This is a genomic window from Pleionea sp. WD8-19 (assembly GCF_055326765.1).
The window spans coordinates 64,017-82,169 of the sequence record NZ_JBUZOU010000012.1 but is presented as its reverse complement, the minus strand read 5'-3'; the positions used below and the strand labels follow the sequence as shown (position 1 = coordinate 82,169).

Genomic DNA, 18,153 nt, shown 5'->3' with positions numbered 1-18,153 from the left:
TGTTGGATCTGGTCAGATCTCTTTCAGGCGCCTTATCTAGCCTCTTTTGGCAATGTAACCGAAATAAAAAACATATGAAAGCGCTTTCATGAAAAAATAATCTCGGTTAGACTGCATCTCAACATGTTGGAAATCAAACGATTATAAAGGGGACATCATGTTGGAAGCTCCACCCGTGCAGAGTGATATTCTTCGATCGGATTTAAATTTAAGAGTGGGTACTTTTAAGACATTCTTTTGTTTAATTTTTCTAGCAACCATTTTTTTGTCAGTCGGCTGTGACGCAAAAAATAATCGAATCGATCCACCTTCTATGACTGATCGACAAACTTCTGACTCGATTTGGCCGCATGTTGGCCCCCAATTCAGCCAACACGCAGAGATTGAGTCGAGAGTACGACGTATTCTGTCGAGCATGACGCTCGAGCAAAAAATTGCGCAAATGATTCAACCTGAAATACGTGATTTTTCAATAGAAGATATGCGTCATTATGGGTTCGGTTCTTACTTAAATGGTGGTGGCTCTTTCCCAAATCAAAACAAAGCTTCCAAACTCATCGATTGGGTACATCTGGCAGAGTCGATGTTTCAAGCATCCATTGATGATCGTCTTGATGGCAGTCGAATTCCAACCATGTGGGGAACCGACGCCGTTCATGGCCATACGAATGTCATGGGTGCGACTATTTTTCCGCACAATATAGGACTCGGCGCCACGCGTGATGCCGAATTGATTCGTAAGATTGCTGCTGCCACGGCGCGGGAAGTTTCCGCAACGGGTATTGATTGGGTGTTTGCTCCTACCGTAGCGGTTGCCAGAGATGATCGATGGGGACGCAGTTACGAAAGTTATGCAGAAGACCCTAGCTTAGTTGCAAAGTACAGTCGTGCTTTTGTTGAAGGTATGCAAGGTCATCTTGCGAATGACTTTTTGTCGGAAGGAAAAACGATTGCGACGTTAAAACATTTCATTGGTGATGGCGGTACTTTATTGGGTGATGATCAAGGCGATACTCTTTTAAGTGAGTTTGATCTGTTCCGGCTGCATGGACAGGGTTACCGAACAGGGTTAGCCGCTGGTGCACAAACGGTAATGGCTTCGTTTAATCGTTGGAACGGTGAAAAAATTCATGGACATGAATATTTATTGCAGCATGTGCTCAAACAAAAAATGGGATTCGATGGCATTGTTGTTGGTGATTGGAATGGACACGGTCAAGTCGAAGGATGCAGTAATGAAAGTTGTCCGCAAAGCATTAATGCGGGTGTCGATATTTTAATGGCGCCTGGTGAAAGTTGGAAGCCGTTGTATCACAACACGATTGCACAAGTACAAGCCGGCGTTATTTCAATCGATCGAATTGACGATGCGGTCCGCCGAATATTGCGTGTGAAATTACGCGCAGGATTGTTTGACAAACCTTCCCCTGCACAAAGGATTGAGAGTCAACATTTAGAATGGGTGGGATCTTCAGAACATCGAAAATTAGCAAGAGAAGCGGTTCGAAAGTCGTTAGTATTATTAAAAAATAACCAAAGCATTTTACCGTTGTCAGCACGACAAAATGTTTTAGTCGCCGGTTCGGCTGCAAATGATATTGGTATTCAAAGTGGAGGATGGACTCTCACATGGCAAGGAACAGGAAATCAAAACAGTGATTTTCCGAATGCAACTTCGATTTATGATGGTATCAAACAATACGTTGAATCCGTTGGTGGAAAAGTTCAGCTAAGTGTTGATGGTGGTTACCAAGCTAAGCCTGATGTTGCCATTGTGGTTTATGGCGAGCATCCCTACGCAGAAGGCAATGGCGACCTAGATAATTTAGAATTTGAGCGCGGCAATAAAAAACATGTGGCGTTACTCAAACAGTTAAAGTCGGCGGGTATTCCAACCGTTTCTGTTTTTATTACCGGTCGTCCACTTTGGGTCAATGCAGAACTCAATCAATCCGATGCATTTGTTGTGGCTTGGTTGCCGGGTGGTGAAGGTGCAGGTGTTGCCGATGTGTTGTTTACTGACGAGCAGGGTAACGTGCGACACGACTTTTCGGGAAAACTTCCATTTTCCTGGCCTCAAACTCCTGAGCAAGGGCCTTTAAATAAACCGTATCGCGATCAACTTCCGTTGTTTGCCTACGACTATGGATTAAGTTATACCCAACAAAATTCAATTCAAAGGCTAACGGAACGCTATGAAAGTAAAACGTCTGATTCATTTAAGGATAAGTGGCTGTTTCAAAAAAGAGTAATGGCGCCATTGCGTCTCTCTTTGTTTAACCAACAAGAACAAAAAGTAAAAACATCCAATACCGTGAGCGTTGAAGGTGTTGCTTTGCGCACCATCGATCGACATGTTCAAGAAGATGCGATAGCGGTGTATTGGAAACACTCCGAAGGTGCGGGCATTCGTTTGCAAAGTGATTTTCCTGAGGATTACCGTGGATTACTACAGCAACATGCTTGGCTTGAATTTGAAGTATTCGTTCGGCAATCGGCCAACAGTCCGATGTTGTTCGCTTTTAATTGTCGTCACCTTTGTAAGGAAGGGGTTGATTTGGCGCCAAGGCTTCTAGAAGACAATCACACCAATCAGTGGCAAACGATTAAAGTTAATTTGTCTTGTCTCGATCAATCATCAGAAGAACTTTCACAAACCTTTTCGCCTTTTACTTTGTGGAGTAAAGGCGACTGGGAGTTGCATTTGTCCAATATTCGAATTCGGCGCGCTATGACTGAAGAGCCTAACGTTTGGTGTGGTGATAATGCCGGTTAACGCGCTTTAGCGGAAAGATAAACAACAGTAAAACACTCAACAAATTTTTTTATTTTGTTTTGAAAGCGATTTCATATTCGGTATGATAACCAAAGGGGGAACCTATGAAAATCATAAAACTAAAAACAACGCTGCTTTGTGGAGTGGTTGCACTGAGCTCAGCTCACGCGGCCGATGAGCCCGATAAAGACGATAAAAAACGAAACAGTGTACTGGACGAGAAGGTTGTTGTGATCACGGCAACCAAAATGAAAACGGAGTTAATGGAAACCCCCATTGCGGTTACTGCGTTTAGCCAAGCGCAATTAAATCGTGCAGGCGTTACTGATGCTCGCGACATTGGCTCACTCGTGCCGAATATGGATGTGACTTTTTCGCCTTCTGATAGTGGCGTCCAAATGACCATGCGCGGTGTGTCAAGCAACAACTTTACCGAGCTTGGGGATCCCAGTGTTGGCTTTCATGTTGACGGTGTATATTCGCCACGGCCTCAAGGCGCGATGGCTTTAATGTATGACTTGGAACGACTGGAGGTTTTGCGAGGACCGCAAGGAACGCTCTATGGCCGTAATGCAACAGCGGGAAGTGTTAACTTAATTACCCAAGATCCTGACTTCAATGAATACAGTACCGATTTTCAGTTGGAACTTGGAAATTATAATCAGCGGCAAATGAGAGCAACGGTGAATTTGCCTGTCGCGAATAATTTTGCCATGCGTGCCAATTATTTTTTTGAACGCCGAGACGGTTACATTTCTCAGATCATGGATGTACGTGACAGTGATGGGGATGGCATAGCGGATGTGGATCAGCGTCGTAACCGAATGGTCGATGACAGTGATGAGTACACAAATTCCGATCGATTTGGTATTCGAATTACCGGTCTTTGGGATATGACGGATAAATTAACCGCTCGTTTTGCACTGGAGCGTTTCGAAGACGCCAGCGCGGGTGGTTACATCGCTCCGGACTGCGAGCAATCTAGAGCCGCATGTGAGTACTATGGTGGTGATGAGCGAACCGTTTGGGTCAATACTCCGGGCGAACTGGAAATGAGGATCGACAGTTTTCGTGCGAAGTTGAGTTACGACATCAGCGACAATTTACAGTTTGTTTATAATGCGGGATGGGCGTACCAAGAACGCAGCCAACAATGGGATGGCGATATGGGATGGTTTCCGACGCCCGGTGAAAATACAGGGTGGGGATGGTCCGGTTATCTTTATACGCCTTGGGGAGACGATCTCTATTTAGCGACGCGATGGTCCGATTACAAATCCATTTCTCATGAATTGCAATTACAAGGCAGTTTTGAAGATAAGCTCAATTGGATCGTAGGCTATTTTAATTTTTCCGAAGACAATGCCATTCATTTCGATGTTGAGTTACCTTTTTGCTGTGGTGCTCCAACTCCTGGAGCTGGAAGTTACGTTCAGCCTGAGCGTTTACTTGATTCGGAAGCTTTGTTTGCTCAGGCGACGTTTCATTTTTCTGAACAGTTACATTTAACTTTAGGTTATCGCAGTACTACTGATCGAAAGCAAGACATTGGCGGAACCAACTGGGGAGCTTGGGGACCTTGGAGTTATGACGCTAACGGTAACCAAGGCAGTTTTTCCGGTGGATTATTGGGACCCAATGAAGGAATTAATAATGCCATCGTTGGCGATCCAAATGCTTACCCTACCTATACCAGCAACGATTTGGTTTATGGCATGGGAGTGCAAAACTATGCTCAAAATTTAGTGATTGTGGGATACAACGATACCGACCATAAATGGACCAAAGGCACTTGGCGTATTGGACTCGATTACGATTTCGATCGCGATAATTATGTGTATTCCTATGTGGCAACCGGGTACAAAGCGGGAGGGTTTGGTGACGGTGTTGATGTTGATGGTTTAGGCACCATACAGTTTTTTGGTTATCAGCCGGAAGAATTAACCAATTATGAAATTGGATACAAAGGTGTTTTGTTTGATGGCGATTTAAACCTTACCGTTGCCGCTTTTCTCAGCGACTACGATGATAAACAAGTCACTACGTTTCGAAAAGTGGGTGAGCATGCGGTTACGGGCAATGATATTTCTACTTTGTTGACGGAAAATGCAGCGAAAGCTTCCATAGAAGGACTCGAAGTGGAATTTAGTTGGCGACTAAGCGAATGGAATAAAATCAGTGGGTTCGTTGCGCTCTTAAATGCAACGTACGATGAGTGGACCGGCTATACCGATGGTTGGTATTGCGCCGAACGTGAAGCTGCGGGTGCGAGCTTATGTGGTGGTGATGGAGAAGGTGATGTCAGCGGAAATGATTTACCATTTACACCAAACCTCTCTTGGACATTAAATTACGAACATGTTTTTGAGTTAAGTGGAGATGGCCAAATTACCGCGTGGGTATCACTGCATTGGGAAGATGAAGCGCATTTAACGGATAGAAACTTTGATGAGCTTTCTGCTTACAGTGATCAACGCGACGAGTGGTTTAATTTAAACGCGAGTTTGCGTTATGACACTAATAATGATTGGTATCTGGAAGCCTATGTGTATAACGCAACCGATGAGCTTGTTAAAACTTGGTCTAATGGTGGCGCACAATATCCGAAGTGGGGGTGGAACAGCCCTCGAATGTTTGGTGTGCGATACAGTCAATCTTTTTAATGCCAGTTTAGGAGATAACGAGATGAAAAATACGCTTCGATTAATACTGGCAATGTGTTGTGTATTGCTATCGGCCACCAGTTGCAAAACTGAAAATAAAAATCCCCAAATGGATCTCCCCCAACAACCACAAACATTGAATGATTTCGGCTGGCAATTGATTTGGCAAGATGAGTTTGATAGTTCTGAATTAAACAGCGAAAACTGGAGTGCCGAAACCGGAGACGGCTCACAATACGGAATTCCAGGGTGGGGCAATAATGAGCAACAATGGTATTTGCCGGAAAACGCCAACGTATCGAATGGCGTATTAACGCTTCATGCGGAACAACAGCCGATGAACGGCTATGCCTATACGTCGGCGCGAATAAAGTCCGCGGAAAAGTTTGATATACGTTATGGTCGGATCGAAGCGCGCATTAAATTACCCGCAGGAAAAGGAAGCTGGCCAGCTTTTTGGATGTTGCCGAGTAACTCGCCGTATGGCGGTTGGGCAGCTGGTGGTGAGATTGATATTATGGAGTCGATTAATTTAGGTGTCGATGGACGTAACACCGTATCGGGAACGTTACATTATGGTATGCAGTGGCCGTTAAACCAGTATCATTCATTGGAGTATTCTCCAGAAGATATCAATTTTACGGAAGCGTATCAGGTGTTTGCGGTTGAATGGGAAGCGAACGAAATTCGTTGGTATGTTAACGATGTCCATTATGCAACGCAAATGTCGCGAAGTTGGTGGTCATATTTTTATCAAGATCTTGCAAACGGATTTCAATTGTCAAACCAAGGACCTTTCGATCAATCGTTTTATATCATTCTTAATCTTGCAGTGGGTGGAAATTTACCGGGAGCGCCGGATCAATCGACAGCTTTTCCTATGAATATGGAAATCGATTACGTTCGAGTTTATCAATGCATGAACGATACTCACACCGGTGAAGGTTGCGCTAGCAATCGTAATCGCAATTTAGAACCGCCAGCAGCGCATGAACCTTACGTTGTGCAATATCTTTTATATGATGATGGCATTCAGCCAATCCGATGGAAGCTGAATGATGAAAACATTGAGCGTACGCTCAGCGTTAATTCCTTTTGGAGTAATGAAGGCGCATTAAGGTTATCCGAAGTGGACGGTGGTGAGCGGGGTACCGTATTGGATGTTATGACCACAAACAGTGGAAACATTTCAATTAACGCAACAGAAGGCGGAAGTTTCGAACTTTTCGGTATGGGATCTGCGGCTTCTGATTCACCCCATGCAGGCGAACTTATTTTTGATCTTTATGTCGACTCCAGTTTAACGGATCCCGAAAGTGCTATTGCAATAAAAATAGACAGTGGCTGGCCAAATCTCGGCCAAGTGCTCTTACCGGTCAGTGAATTACAAATGGATGCTTGGCAAACATTGCATATTAAGATTTCTGATGTGTTAGCGAACGGTAATAATGAGGGTGCCAATCCGTTAGATATCAAAAACGTAATGAGCTTGTTTGTTCTTGAACCTACGGGGGCCGCACATTTATTGGTTGATAATATTGCACTCCGCTGTGGTTTCCCATCAAATAATGGTTGTGGTGTTCAACCTCCTTCACAAGCGATCGATGCGGATCAAATTAATGTGTTTGTTGATGAAGTGGATCCGTTGTGGACGAATGGTATTGGTGCTTGGGATAGTGGTGTTAATACGGATTACTTTGTCGGAGATAACTCGAATACCAAAGTGAATTGGTCGCTGCAAAATGCCGAGGGACGCGGCCAAATCATTGATGTGCGCTTCGATCAAAATGATGCGACTAATGGCGTCTTTTTTATTCAATCGGCGCAACCGGTTGATTTGAGTCGTTTTGATGCCGGTGTGTTGAGTTTTGATTTAAAAGTCGTGGACTTTGGTAGCAATACCAGTGGTATGGCTTTTAAAGTGGACTGTGTCTATCCATGCACAAGCGGAGACCAACCATTAGAAGTTGACGCGGAAGGTGAATGGCAAACGTTTGAAATTAATGTATCGACATTAAGAAATGGTGGGCTCGACACATCGAGAGTCAACACCGGACTCGTCATATACCCGCAATCGGGTGATCAACAAGGCGTTCATTTTCAACTGGATAATATTATTTGGTATGCCGAAGGTGGTGAGATCGGCTCGGGCAATCCTAAACCCAATCCAGACCAAGATTTACTGATCTATGACGGAACGCATCTCGGTGAATTTGAGTTTGCACCTTCATTAAATGGTGTCAGCATGCGTGAAATGGTTGACGATGTGGATGCTTCAAAGGGAAATGTGTTGGAGTTTCAGTTTGAAGTGGACGATACCACATTGCCGTTTTTTGTTCAGCCGAATGGAAGTTTGTTGGACTTATCTGATTTTGCATCGGGCACCATCGAATTTGATTTACTGCTCGTTCAAGAGCCCAATGTCGGGTTGGATAACAGTGGTTTTTATGTGAAATTTGATACGGTTTATCCAAAAACAACGGGTGCTTTCGCAATCGAATCACCCGAAGTGGGCGTCTGGAAACACTACTCTATCGCGGTTGCCGACTTAATGAATAACTCGATTCCCGAGTGGGAGCAACCTGCCAATATTGAAAGTGTTGATGCTGCCATTGTTGTTGCACCTAACTGGGGAATTGCTAACGGTACTGTTTATCGATTGGATAATCTGCGTTGGGCTCATTAAGTTTACAATCGGAGTTGCACCGCTATTAAGTCATGAGCAAAGGGATTTGCTTACCTTCACCTCTCTTAATCCATGCATTGCTACAAAACGCTACATTTTGCATTGGAACTCAACCCATTTTTACGTTAAAACATTCATTTTAGATTGACTACCACTCGATAACTTTATTTCATTGCTAATATTGTTATAGATGTCGAGTTGATGGCATTTCGTAATCAAGCATGAACGGTATGTAGTTAAACATTGGCGTTTGGAGTAATTGAATGACGGCTACCATTCTTTTGGTGGAAGATGATGTTAAGTTAGCTGAGTTGATTCGCAGTTATCTTGAAAAAAATGACATTCGAGTTTTGCACGAAGTTAATGGCTTAACGGCAATTGAGCGGGTGAAAGTAGAGACACCACAGTTGGTGATTTTGGATATTATGTTGCCGGGAATGGATGGACTCAGTGTATGTCGTGAAATTCGAAACTCCTTTAGCGGACCCATATTAATGTTAACGGCGTTAAGTGATGACATTGACGAAGTTGCTGGGTTAGAAATGGGAGCCGATGGCTATTTGGGTAAGCCAATCAAACCTCGAGTTTTACTCGCGCATATTCGAGCGCAGCTGAGACGAACCCACAAGTATGAGGGCGGCACTGATGCAAATGACCGTGAGTCCACCATTACTGCTGGCGCACTGGTGATCAATAACCGAAAGCGTACGATACGATTACATCAGAACTTAATCGAACTAACTGCCGCAGAGTTTGATTTATTGTGGCTGTTAGCGGAGCAAAAAGGAAAAATCATTTCTCGTGAAGCATTGCATCAAAAAGTGTTTAAGTTGGAATACGATGGGTTAGATCGTAACATTGACATTCGCATTTCACGTTTACGTAAGAAACTGGGTGATGATCCCAAAAATCCGAAAATCATAAAAACCATTCGCGGGCGCGGATACATTTTGGCTGATTAGCAATGAAGCATTATTGGAAACTTTTTCTTTCTTTTACAATCGCAAATTTTTTACTTCTCTTTATTTATGAAAACTATTATTTAGCCAGCATTGAGTCGAATTACTGGACGGATTCGCGTGATCAATTACGACAGTATTCGTTAGATTTACGGCATGAAATTTCAATTCATCCTGAAATTCGAGATAACTTACAGCAATTGGAAGCGCTAATTAATCGTTGGGCGCTTGAGCAAAATATTCCTTCGCAATTGGGAACGGCGGATCTGCTTTCCTTGGGGGATGATGTGGTATTGGAGTTGTCTCAAACGGATTATATCATTGTTCTTTATGCCGAAAATGGTCCGGTTGCTTATTTATCTGTCGGGCAACAACATTATGTGGAGATTGGACCGCTCGATTTAATCGAAGTGGTTTCTACCAGTTATCAGCCTTTGTTTATATTACTGATGTTCATGGTGAATGGTGCCATCGCTGTTATAGGGTTTTACGGGTTTCGAGGGCAAGCGCGGCGACTTGAGTCTTCTCTATCAAACTTATTGTTAATGAAACCGTTACCGAATGAGTTATTAGTTGGTCAAGATATGCTCCTTGGTATTGCTCGGAAACTGATCGCGTTGGAAAGCTATATTCAAAAAATTGAAGAAAGTAATCAAGCGATCATTGTTGATCAAAAAGACATGATGCATGCTGTTGCTCACGAGCTACGCAGTCCGATCGCACGATTAAGTTTTGCTTTGGAATTGGTTTCAGATAGCGAACACGATCAAGAAAGTCATAAACTTATTCAACAAATGTTTGAATCAATTGACGAGCTTGAGTCTTTGATTAGTGAAATTTTAAGTTATTCGAGATTGTCTTACACGCAGCTTGAAATGGGGTTAGAATCGATTGATCTGAAAGCAATGAGTCTAAACGTTGTCACTCGATTACAACCATTATACCCAGAGCGTGAAATACAGGTAATTGCAGAAAATGATGAGTATATCGTGGTGGGCGATGAGCGTTTACTCGATAGAGTCTTATTAAACTTGTTAAGAAATGCCGCTCGTTTTGCTAATAAAAAAGTTCAACTCCGGCTTGAAAACAAAAGTGATAGCATCACTATTTGTGTTGATGATGATGGTATGGGGATCCCACCAGGCAAACGAAATCGGATTTTTGAAGCGTTTACCCGGTTAGATCCAAGCCGATCTCGAGACTCGGGTGGTGTTGGCCTAGGGCTGGCAATCGTGAAAAAGGTGGTTGAAAAACATCATGGACAAGTAAACGTAGGTGACAGTACTTTAGGCGGAGCTCAGTTTAGGGTGGTGTTACCTAAGAGAGCATTTTAATACTCAACAAACTCATACTGATGAATGGCGTGTCCTGGAATACAGGTTAAGTTGCCGTTGTCGTCGATGGCGATAAAAATGATTTGTGTGCCTTCTTCATAATAACCGTCAATTAAAAACAGATTTCCATTTTCTTTTGCTCGCAGACGGATGCCGGTCATCTGCTTGGCGTTGTCGCTGTTGATGATGTCAATGTTGGGTAGTGGCATAGACATGGAGCGCCCCTTATGGCTGGGCCAAGTTGAAACAGCTAAAACTCTAGAGTAGTGGTAATTGTATCATCAATCAAAACTCAAATTGAGTTAAATAATAATAATGAGCTGTGGTTCAGTATTCAATAACCCAAATTTGTGATGTATAGAATCATTCAGTAATTAAAAAGTATATTTTTAGAGAAAATCGCGATAGAAGTTACCAATTAAGCAGAGTTTACCAAAAGGTGTCATCAAAATCGGTAGCGTAAGTCGAGGTTAAAACGTCGCTCAATATCGACTTCTCCGCCTTCAACATTCCAGAGCGAAGGGATTCGGTTGTTTCTATCCCAAAGGTTTTTTACACCCGCTTGAAGCTCGAATGATTGACGGCTATTCCAAATGAACTGTAGGTCACTTCGATAGTAATTCTTCAGCTTTTTGGGTGATGAAATGAAATTTATAATAGGGCCTTCATGCACATCGAGATGAACTCGGTTGGTTAAACTGAGTGCGGTATTTCCTGGTAATCCATTTATGTCTACATGAAAGTTAATAATCCATTTCGGGTAGGCCGTGAAGTTTACGTCGGTGTTTTCGAAGATCGCTTTACTTTCACTGTAAGAAACATTGAAATCCCAATGATACTGACTGCCTTGGCCGCGAAAGATCAACTCCCCACCTTTGGATTCGTTTTTTCCGATGTTTTGGTATTGGGCAGTATCGCTTTCGGCCACGATGACAACACCATTAGTCCATAAACTTTTAAACAACGTAGCCGTAAAGCTCCAATTTGACTGGTTATACAAGTAAGACAATTCTTTGTTAACGATTTCCTCAGGTTGTAAGTTGATATTTCCAGCAATGCGGTTGCCGCTGAAGAGCTCAATGGCACTGGGTGCTCGAAATGCTTCGCTATAAGTCCATTTAATGGCATGATTTTCTTGTGGCTTATAAATAACGCCAAAACGCGGTGAGTTTTGTTGACCGTACTCTGAGTAATTATCGATACGACCTCCATAGAGTACGTGTACTCGTTGACGAAACAGTGTCGTTCGGGCATCGACAATAAGGCTGTGAAGATTTTGATCATGTAAAAAAGATTCATCGGTATATTGAGCAATGATCTGTCCTTGAGGGTCCAATAAAAATTCTCTCTCTTCGGTGATAGAGGATAGGCGAGCACTGAGGCCGACAGCCCACTGGGTATTCCACTCTGTACGTTGTTGTTTGAAAAACACTTCGATTCCAGAGCTTTTTTCAACACCTTCGCCGAGCAACTGTATGCCCGTTAGATTGGATAAGTCCGATAAATTCTCAAACGTTGAACGCCAGTGAAACACTCTTCCTTCTACCGACGTATCCGATGAAAGTGTCCAATCAAACCCTGATTTAAACATTTGTAATGTGTCTTTTGCGCTGGTGAGATCTCTGTTGGTTAAAATGCTTGTTCCCGTGAGGCTACGTCCAAAACCCATTGAATCGTCGGTATCGTGACCCAAAGCGTAGATGTTCATATATCCATGGAAAGTGGACGTCATTTTTTTTTGCCACTTGACGACACCTGAATACGCGGCGTAGCTATCGCGACGAAATGCTTGAGTAAACGTTTGCGAGTTTGGGTCAGTGTAGTCGTACCTTGTATTTTGATTGTGTTGGTTGGCATAACTCAAGGCCATTGCCAAGTTATTGGTATCGTTTAAGTCGGTATTTCCATGCAGATACCATTCGCTAAAATGATGTCCGGTGATTGAGCCTCCCCCGGTAAAACCAGGATTTTGATTGTGGATGGTATTTAACGCCAATACACCGTGAAAGGCATCCGATCCATAAAGGGCTGAACCGGGTCCTCGAATGATTTCGATATTGTGTAAAATGGGGAGTCGATAGCTGCGCTGTTGGTAAAGCGCCGAAGCGAGTAAACGGCGATTGAGAGGGACGTCATCCAATAATACGGCAATACCTCGCACTGACAAGCCAGTACCATAGCCTCGAACGGCCATTGCGGTTCCTCCTAAAACCGTTGAGTACGGCATGGTGCCAGGGAGGTTCCGCAAAATATCTTGAACATCGTTCGCTCCCCAATTTTGCCATTGACTGGCCGAAAGTGTCTCAACGGTCGAGCCAGTATCCATTTGAGATTCAGAAAAAAGCGAAGCAACCTTAACTTTAATTTTTAACAAGTCGGCTAAGGGTAGATCGAGCAAATCTTGTTCGTAGTCTTCCGGGTGGTCACTTCTGGAGGGTACCGTTAGTAACAATATTGCTATGAGTAGAAGCGCTTTCATATACAAATCGCTTGGTGAAGGAATAGCATAATAGTAGTCTATTGTTAGCGTTTTATCTCAAATTAAACTATCGATAAATAGATTAGAGGTTTATACATTCAAAATGAAAAGCCATTTTTATGCCTATGTCAGTAAGATTCGTTGGCTTCAACGCTGGGGGCTTAAACGTAATACAGTGAGTGAGAATGTCATGGAACACAGCTGGGAAGTTTCGACCATCGCTCATGCCTTGGCACTGATAAAAAATCGTTATTTCAAAGGGCAAGTCGATGTGAATGCTGTGGTTGTCGCTGCCCTTTACCACGATTGCAGTGAGGTGATAACCGGAGATTTGCCATCACCGATCAAGTATCATTCTAAGGCAATTACCGAAGCTTACAAATCGATAGAGCGTCAAGCAGAACATGAGCTGTTAGGGTTGTTGCCAAAAGAGCTTCAGGAAGACTTTAAACACGTATTGATCGAAGACAATATTCCGGAAGAGCATCGTGAGTTGATTAAAGCGGCCGATACTATTTCTGCGTACATAAAGTGTCAGACTGAACTTTCGGCCGGAAATCATGATTTTGCGTACGCCGCTGAAGATATTAAGCAGCGATTGCATCGTCTTCAGTTGCCGGAAGTGACGCATTTTATGGATACTTTTGCCGAAAGTTACGAGCTGACTTTGGATGAATTATTACGATAGTTGAATTTTTCATGATAACGTGTGGATCAATGTTTTTTACGCAATTTTTATGGATATGAAGGGGAGTCATTGTTGAACATTGCTGTAATCGGTGGAGGGATTAACGGACTCTGTTGCGCTTGGCAGCTCGCTGAAGCCGGTCATCAAGTCACTTTATTTGAAAGTGATCGATTGATGGGTAAAACCAGTATTGCGTCATCAAAGTTATTGCATGGTGGTTTGCGATACTTGGAGCATCTCGAATTTCGTTTGGTGCGAGAAGCGTTAGGTGAGCGCCAGTGGTGGTTGCAAAAAGTGCCTGGCTTAACACGACGTTTACCGATTCTATACCCAATATATTCACATACACGTTCGCGTTGGAAAATTAAAATGGGAATGATGTTGTATGATTTTTTCGCGGGTCAAAAAGGAATCGGTCGTCACCGCTGGCTTACCCCTAGACAGGTAAAACGCTGTTCACCACAATTGGCTCAGAAAAATTTAAAGGGTGCTTATTTATTTGCCGACGGCCAAATGGATGATCATGCTTTAGGGCTTTGGGTTGCCGATCAATGTCGTCATTTATCCGTTGAAATTAGAGAAAATTGCGCAGTAGAAAAAATATCGGAATCCGGGGTTATCGAAACGAAAAACAGTCAATACCAATTCGATCGAATCATCAATGTTGCTGGTCCCTGGAGTGTTCAATTGTTAGAAAAGTCCGGTGTTCAATTTAAACAAAAACTTGATTTGGTACGGGGCAGTCATTTGTTATTACCGCATGTGAGTAAATTTGGGCATATGCTCGAAGTCCCAGGAGAAGCACGTATAGTATTTGTTTTACCTTATAAAGGTGAAACCCTATTAGGAACAACGGAAGTGAGGCAGTCGATTGAGGAACCTATTAAATGTTCTCAAAATGAGAAGCGATACTTGCTGGATCTTTACAACTTTTATTTTGATCCTCAACGTGAAGAAAAAGATATTCTTTTCTCTTTTTCTGGTTTAAGACCTTTGCTTACGGGGAGTCAAATAGCGAGCAAAGCCAGTCGAGAGTATAAAATAATCAAACATAATAGGCTGATCAGCGTATTTGGTGGTAAGTGGACAACGGCTCGAGCGTTAGCACGCAGCGTGGTGCGGAAGTTATAGCTTACACAAAGAAAATAAGAGATTTGAGACTGCGTTGCAAAAAGTAATAAATGGCTGATTTATAGATCAAAAAAAATTTTACCTTTGGTTACTCCGCACAGAGATAGAGCTGATAAACCCCTTAATTTCGCGCTATACTATACCCAGACTTAACGAGCGTTCGGGATGAAAAGTGGATACAGAATTTAATAGTAAAGAATTTCTCGCATTATTTGATGATCCTCACCTTTCGTCACGAGTTGAAAAGCCTTTTTTTATTCTTGGTTTTATTACTGCCGTGGCTTCTGCTCCTGAACAAATTAAGATGAGCGAATGGTTTCCACTATTAGCTGTCGATGATAAAGAAATTGAGTTCATCGATGAGCAACAGTCCGAACGCTTTGTGTCATTTGTCTCGACATGGTGGAATTTGTGTAACCATGCGTTTGCCAACAAAAGTGTGATATCACTTCCAAAAGGACTCAGTTTCGATAAAGTAAAAGGTGCTTCTTCTACTCTGAAAGATTTTTGCGGTGGATACATCAATGGTTATGACTGGCTCTATGAACTGTGGAGCGATGTCATTGATGATGACTCCGATGAAGACTCAACGCTAGGCAGTGCCAATCTTTTATCGATGCAAATGATCGCTTATCCGAAAAAGCTTGAAGCCACAGATATACCGGATCTTATTGGTTATATTATCGACGACAAGTTACCCGTCATCCCGATGTATCAAGGTCTGCTTTCTGATGTTGGTGAAATTGGACATCGCATCGGACGCTCTTTCGTTTCGGTTAAACCTCAACCAGAAATAAATACAATGAAGAGCGTTGGTCGAAATGATCTTTGCCCTTGTGGCAGCGGTAAAAAATTCAAGAAATGTTGCTTGCATTAAGTGATGCGTTTTTAAACGTTTGTACCGTTGTCATTAAATGGAATTTATTTCAAAGTCAAATAATAATCGATAAACAATGACCCACTCCCCTAAGCTGATATTTTATACAATTCAAACTTGCTTGTAACATGGACAAAAATAAAACAGCCTCATAGAGTAACTTTGCCGCGAATTTGGTTTGCCGTTCTCGCTGTATTTCGATTGAATAACGTTAACGATTTGAGATAAACATTATTGGCGTGCTTTCTTAGAAGCCGTCGAAAGGTTATTTGTATTTTGACTGCTTCAAAGTACTTTTCAAAGAGAGGAGCGCCTTAGCAACATCTCTTTGAATGGGACAATAAAAATAGAATCAAATACTGAAGAGGCAGATAATGAAAAGATTTCCTAGAAACATTATTGCAGGAATTGCACTGGCAATTTCTGCATCTTCACTGGTGCTAGCAAAACCTACCGAAGATAATAAAACCGTCGAAAGTGTAAATCTACAACCACAAATAGTGACCATTGCGTCGAAAAAGTCATTCAAAGGACTGATTGGTGATAGCTTGCAGCTTAGTGGTAAACGTTCACAAAACTATCAAGCATTGGAGCGACGTAAATTTAGAATAAAAAAGGAAAATGCCAGTTTTATAAAGGTTCATTTTAATCACTTTGAAATTCCGGAAGGTGCTTATGTTGAAGTGCGGAATGAAGACGGAAGCATGGTTCATCGTTACGGTGGTGAAAACGCCTCACTTTATACTTTAAATGAAGGCGATGATGGTGTTAGCGCGTTCGCGGCACTGTCCATTATTGGTGATACGGCCATTATTGAGTATTTCCCTGGTAGTGCTGGTCATAAACCCTATCGAATTGAAGTGGACTCTATCATGGAAGGGTTTCCTGCCGAGGAGGTTGAACAAATAATGCAGGCACAACCCGAAAACCCTTTTGATACCCGCTCAACGTGTGGTGTGAATGAACGACGTGACGTGCAATGTTGGGCAGCAAGTCACCCTACCGAGTTTGAACGAACACGACCGGTTGCGCGATTACTTATGAATGGCTCTGGTTTGTGTACTGGGTGGCGTGTTGGGGCTAATAATCACATGTTTACTAATAACCACTGTGTATCATCCCAGTCAGGAATTGCAAACACAGAAGTATGGTTTAATTATCAACACACGACCTGTGGTGGAAGTACACTTGCCGGCACAACGATTGTAACAGGCGCATCATTATTGGCCACCGATTATGAGCTGGATTATACCTTGTTTACAGTGAATAACTTTTCCAATATCAGCTCGTTTGGGCATTTCGGATTGGATGTACGCGCAGCAACATTGCAAGAGCGTATTTACATTGCGCAGCATGGTAGTGGCAACCCTAAAGAACTTTCCATTGAAAGCGATCAAAACAGTGACGGTTTATGCCGAGTGGATCAGCCGGAAGTTAATGGTCGAGGAACGAATACCGACATGGGTTATTACTGCGATACAATTGGAGGCAGTTCCGGCTCTCCAGTGTTAGCGGCGTCATCTAATCGCGTGATCGCACTGCATCACTTTGGTGGCTGCCCAAATCAAGGTGTATTGATTAATAAAATATGGCCTCAGGTTGCGAGCCATTTTAATAATGAAATACCCAGTGGTGATAATGAAACACCCACAGGTGATCCGGTTGCGCAATTCTCTTACAACGCAAATCAATTGGAAGTGACTTTCACGGATGCCAGCAGCGACAGTGATGGCACAATCGTAAGTCACAATTGGGATTTTGGTGATGGTAACGGTTCCAATGTGCAAAACCCTGTTCATACTTATGCATCTGCGGGTAACTATTCGGTGGTATTAACGGTTACCGATAATGACGGTAAGACAGACAGTCAGACACAAACCGTAAGTGTGAGTGATACTAATGAAGGCGAACTGATAAAAGGTGTGCCGGTAACTGGGCTATCCGCTTCGCAAGGCCAAGAGTTGCATTACTATTTCGATGTGCCTGACACTGCAACAAAAGTGACATTCAATTTGTCTGGAGGAAGTGGTGATGCTGACCTCTACATTCGCTTTGGTTCCGAGCCAACAACAAGCAGTTACGATTGCCGACCTTATCTTTCTGGTAACAATGAAACCTGTACCGTTAACTCACCACAAACAGGTCGTTACTTTGTCATGATTCGCGCTTACTCTTCGTTTTCGGGTACTCAAATTGTTGCCGATTATGTTGAAGGTGGAACCGGCGTCAGCTTTGAGGAAACCAATTTATCCGATACCCGAGGAGGCTGGAAACACTTCACGCTTGAAGTGCCTGCCGGTATGAGTACCTTAAATGGCGTACTAACGGGAGGCAGTGGTGATGCCGATATGTACGTTCGCTACGGAGCTCAGCCAACAACCGGTAGCTACGACTGTCGTCCTTATCGGTACGGCAATGAAGAAACGTGCAACTTCGATAATCCTCAAGCTGGCACCTGGTATTTTAGTATCCGTGCTTACAGCAGTTACAGTGGTGTAACCATTCGTGGAGAAGCGAACTAGCGATACCTTTGAGTGAAATTTTATTATGCTTGATCCCT

At 43.0% G+C, this 18,153-nt stretch carries 11 protein-coding genes; 9 read left to right on the top strand and 2 right to left on the bottom strand.

Annotated features, from left to right (window positions below; translation table 11 throughout):
- The first annotated feature begins 157 nt into the window (after positions 1 to 157).
- The 5 genes from ACTUJY_RS14375 (at position 158) to ACTUJY_RS14355 (ending at position 10,418) form a co-directional block, all read left to right on the top strand.
- Complete coding sequence (locus ACTUJY_RS14375) at positions 158 to 2,776, top strand: glycoside hydrolase family 3 protein (RefSeq protein ID WP_463616802.1); 2,619 nt, start codon at positions 158 to 160, stop codon at positions 2,774 to 2,776.
- A 104-nt stretch (positions 2,777 to 2,880) separates the two neighbouring features.
- Complete coding sequence (locus ACTUJY_RS14370; RefSeq protein ID WP_463616801.1) at positions 2,881 to 5,439, top strand: TonB-dependent receptor; 2,559 nt, start codon at positions 2,881 to 2,883, stop codon at positions 5,437 to 5,439.
- Positions 5,440 to 5,461: 22 nt separating this feature from the next.
- Complete coding sequence (locus tag ACTUJY_RS14365; protein ID WP_463616800.1) at positions 5,462 to 8,125, top strand: family 16 glycosylhydrolase; 2,664 nt, start codon at positions 5,462 to 5,464, stop codon at positions 8,123 to 8,125.
- A 263-nt stretch (positions 8,126 to 8,388) separates the two neighbouring features.
- On the top strand, positions 8,389 to 9,087 hold the full coding sequence (locus tag ACTUJY_RS14360; protein ID WP_463616799.1) for a response regulator: 699 nt from the start codon (positions 8,389 to 8,391) through the stop codon (positions 9,085 to 9,087).
- A 2-nt stretch (positions 9,088 to 9,089) separates the two neighbouring features.
- Positions 9,090 to 10,418, top strand: a complete 1,329-nt coding sequence (locus tag ACTUJY_RS14355; RefSeq protein WP_463616798.1) for a sensor histidine kinase — start codon at positions 9,090 to 9,092, stop codon at positions 10,416 to 10,418.
- Here ACTUJY_RS14355 and ACTUJY_RS14350 read toward each other — a convergent pair.
- Positions 10,415 to 10,633, bottom strand: coding sequence for a hypothetical protein (locus tag ACTUJY_RS14350; RefSeq protein ID WP_463616797.1), 219 nt, complete (start codon positions 10,631 to 10,633; stop codon positions 10,415 to 10,417). The genes ACTUJY_RS14355 and ACTUJY_RS14350 overlap by 4 nt on opposite strands.
- Positions 10,634 to 10,863: 230 nt before the next feature.
- The gene (locus tag ACTUJY_RS14345) at positions 10,864 to 12,897 is read right to left on the bottom strand and encodes a TonB-dependent receptor plug domain-containing protein (protein ID WP_463616796.1); all 2,034 of its coding nucleotides are present in this window, start codon (positions 12,895 to 12,897) and stop codon (positions 10,864 to 10,866) included.
- 103 nt (positions 12,898 to 13,000) lie between these two features.
- Here ACTUJY_RS14345 and yfbR point away from each other — a divergent pair, with 103 nt between their 5' ends.
- From yfbR to ACTUJY_RS14325, 4 genes are all read left to right on the top strand, one after another.
- Entirely contained in the window at positions 13,001 to 13,585 is a 585-nt protein-coding gene (yfbR, locus tag ACTUJY_RS14340; RefSeq protein ID WP_463616795.1) for a 5'-deoxynucleotidase, read from the top strand.
- Between the two features lie 72 nt (positions 13,586 to 13,657).
- Complete coding sequence (locus ACTUJY_RS14335) at positions 13,658 to 14,716, top strand: glycerol-3-phosphate dehydrogenase/oxidase (RefSeq protein ID WP_463616794.1); 1,059 nt, start codon at positions 13,658 to 13,660, stop codon at positions 14,714 to 14,716.
- Positions 14,717 to 14,888: 172 nt separating this feature from the next.
- Positions 14,889 to 15,593, top strand: a complete 705-nt coding sequence (locus ACTUJY_RS14330; RefSeq protein WP_463616793.1) for a YecA/YgfB family protein — start codon at positions 14,889 to 14,891, stop codon at positions 15,591 to 15,593.
- Between the two features lie 374 nt (positions 15,594 to 15,967).
- On the top strand, positions 15,968 to 18,115 hold the full coding sequence (locus ACTUJY_RS14325; protein ID WP_463616792.1) for a pre-peptidase C-terminal domain-containing protein: 2,148 nt from the start codon (positions 15,968 to 15,970) through the stop codon (positions 18,113 to 18,115).
- Positions 18,116 to 18,153: the final 38 nt, after the last annotated feature.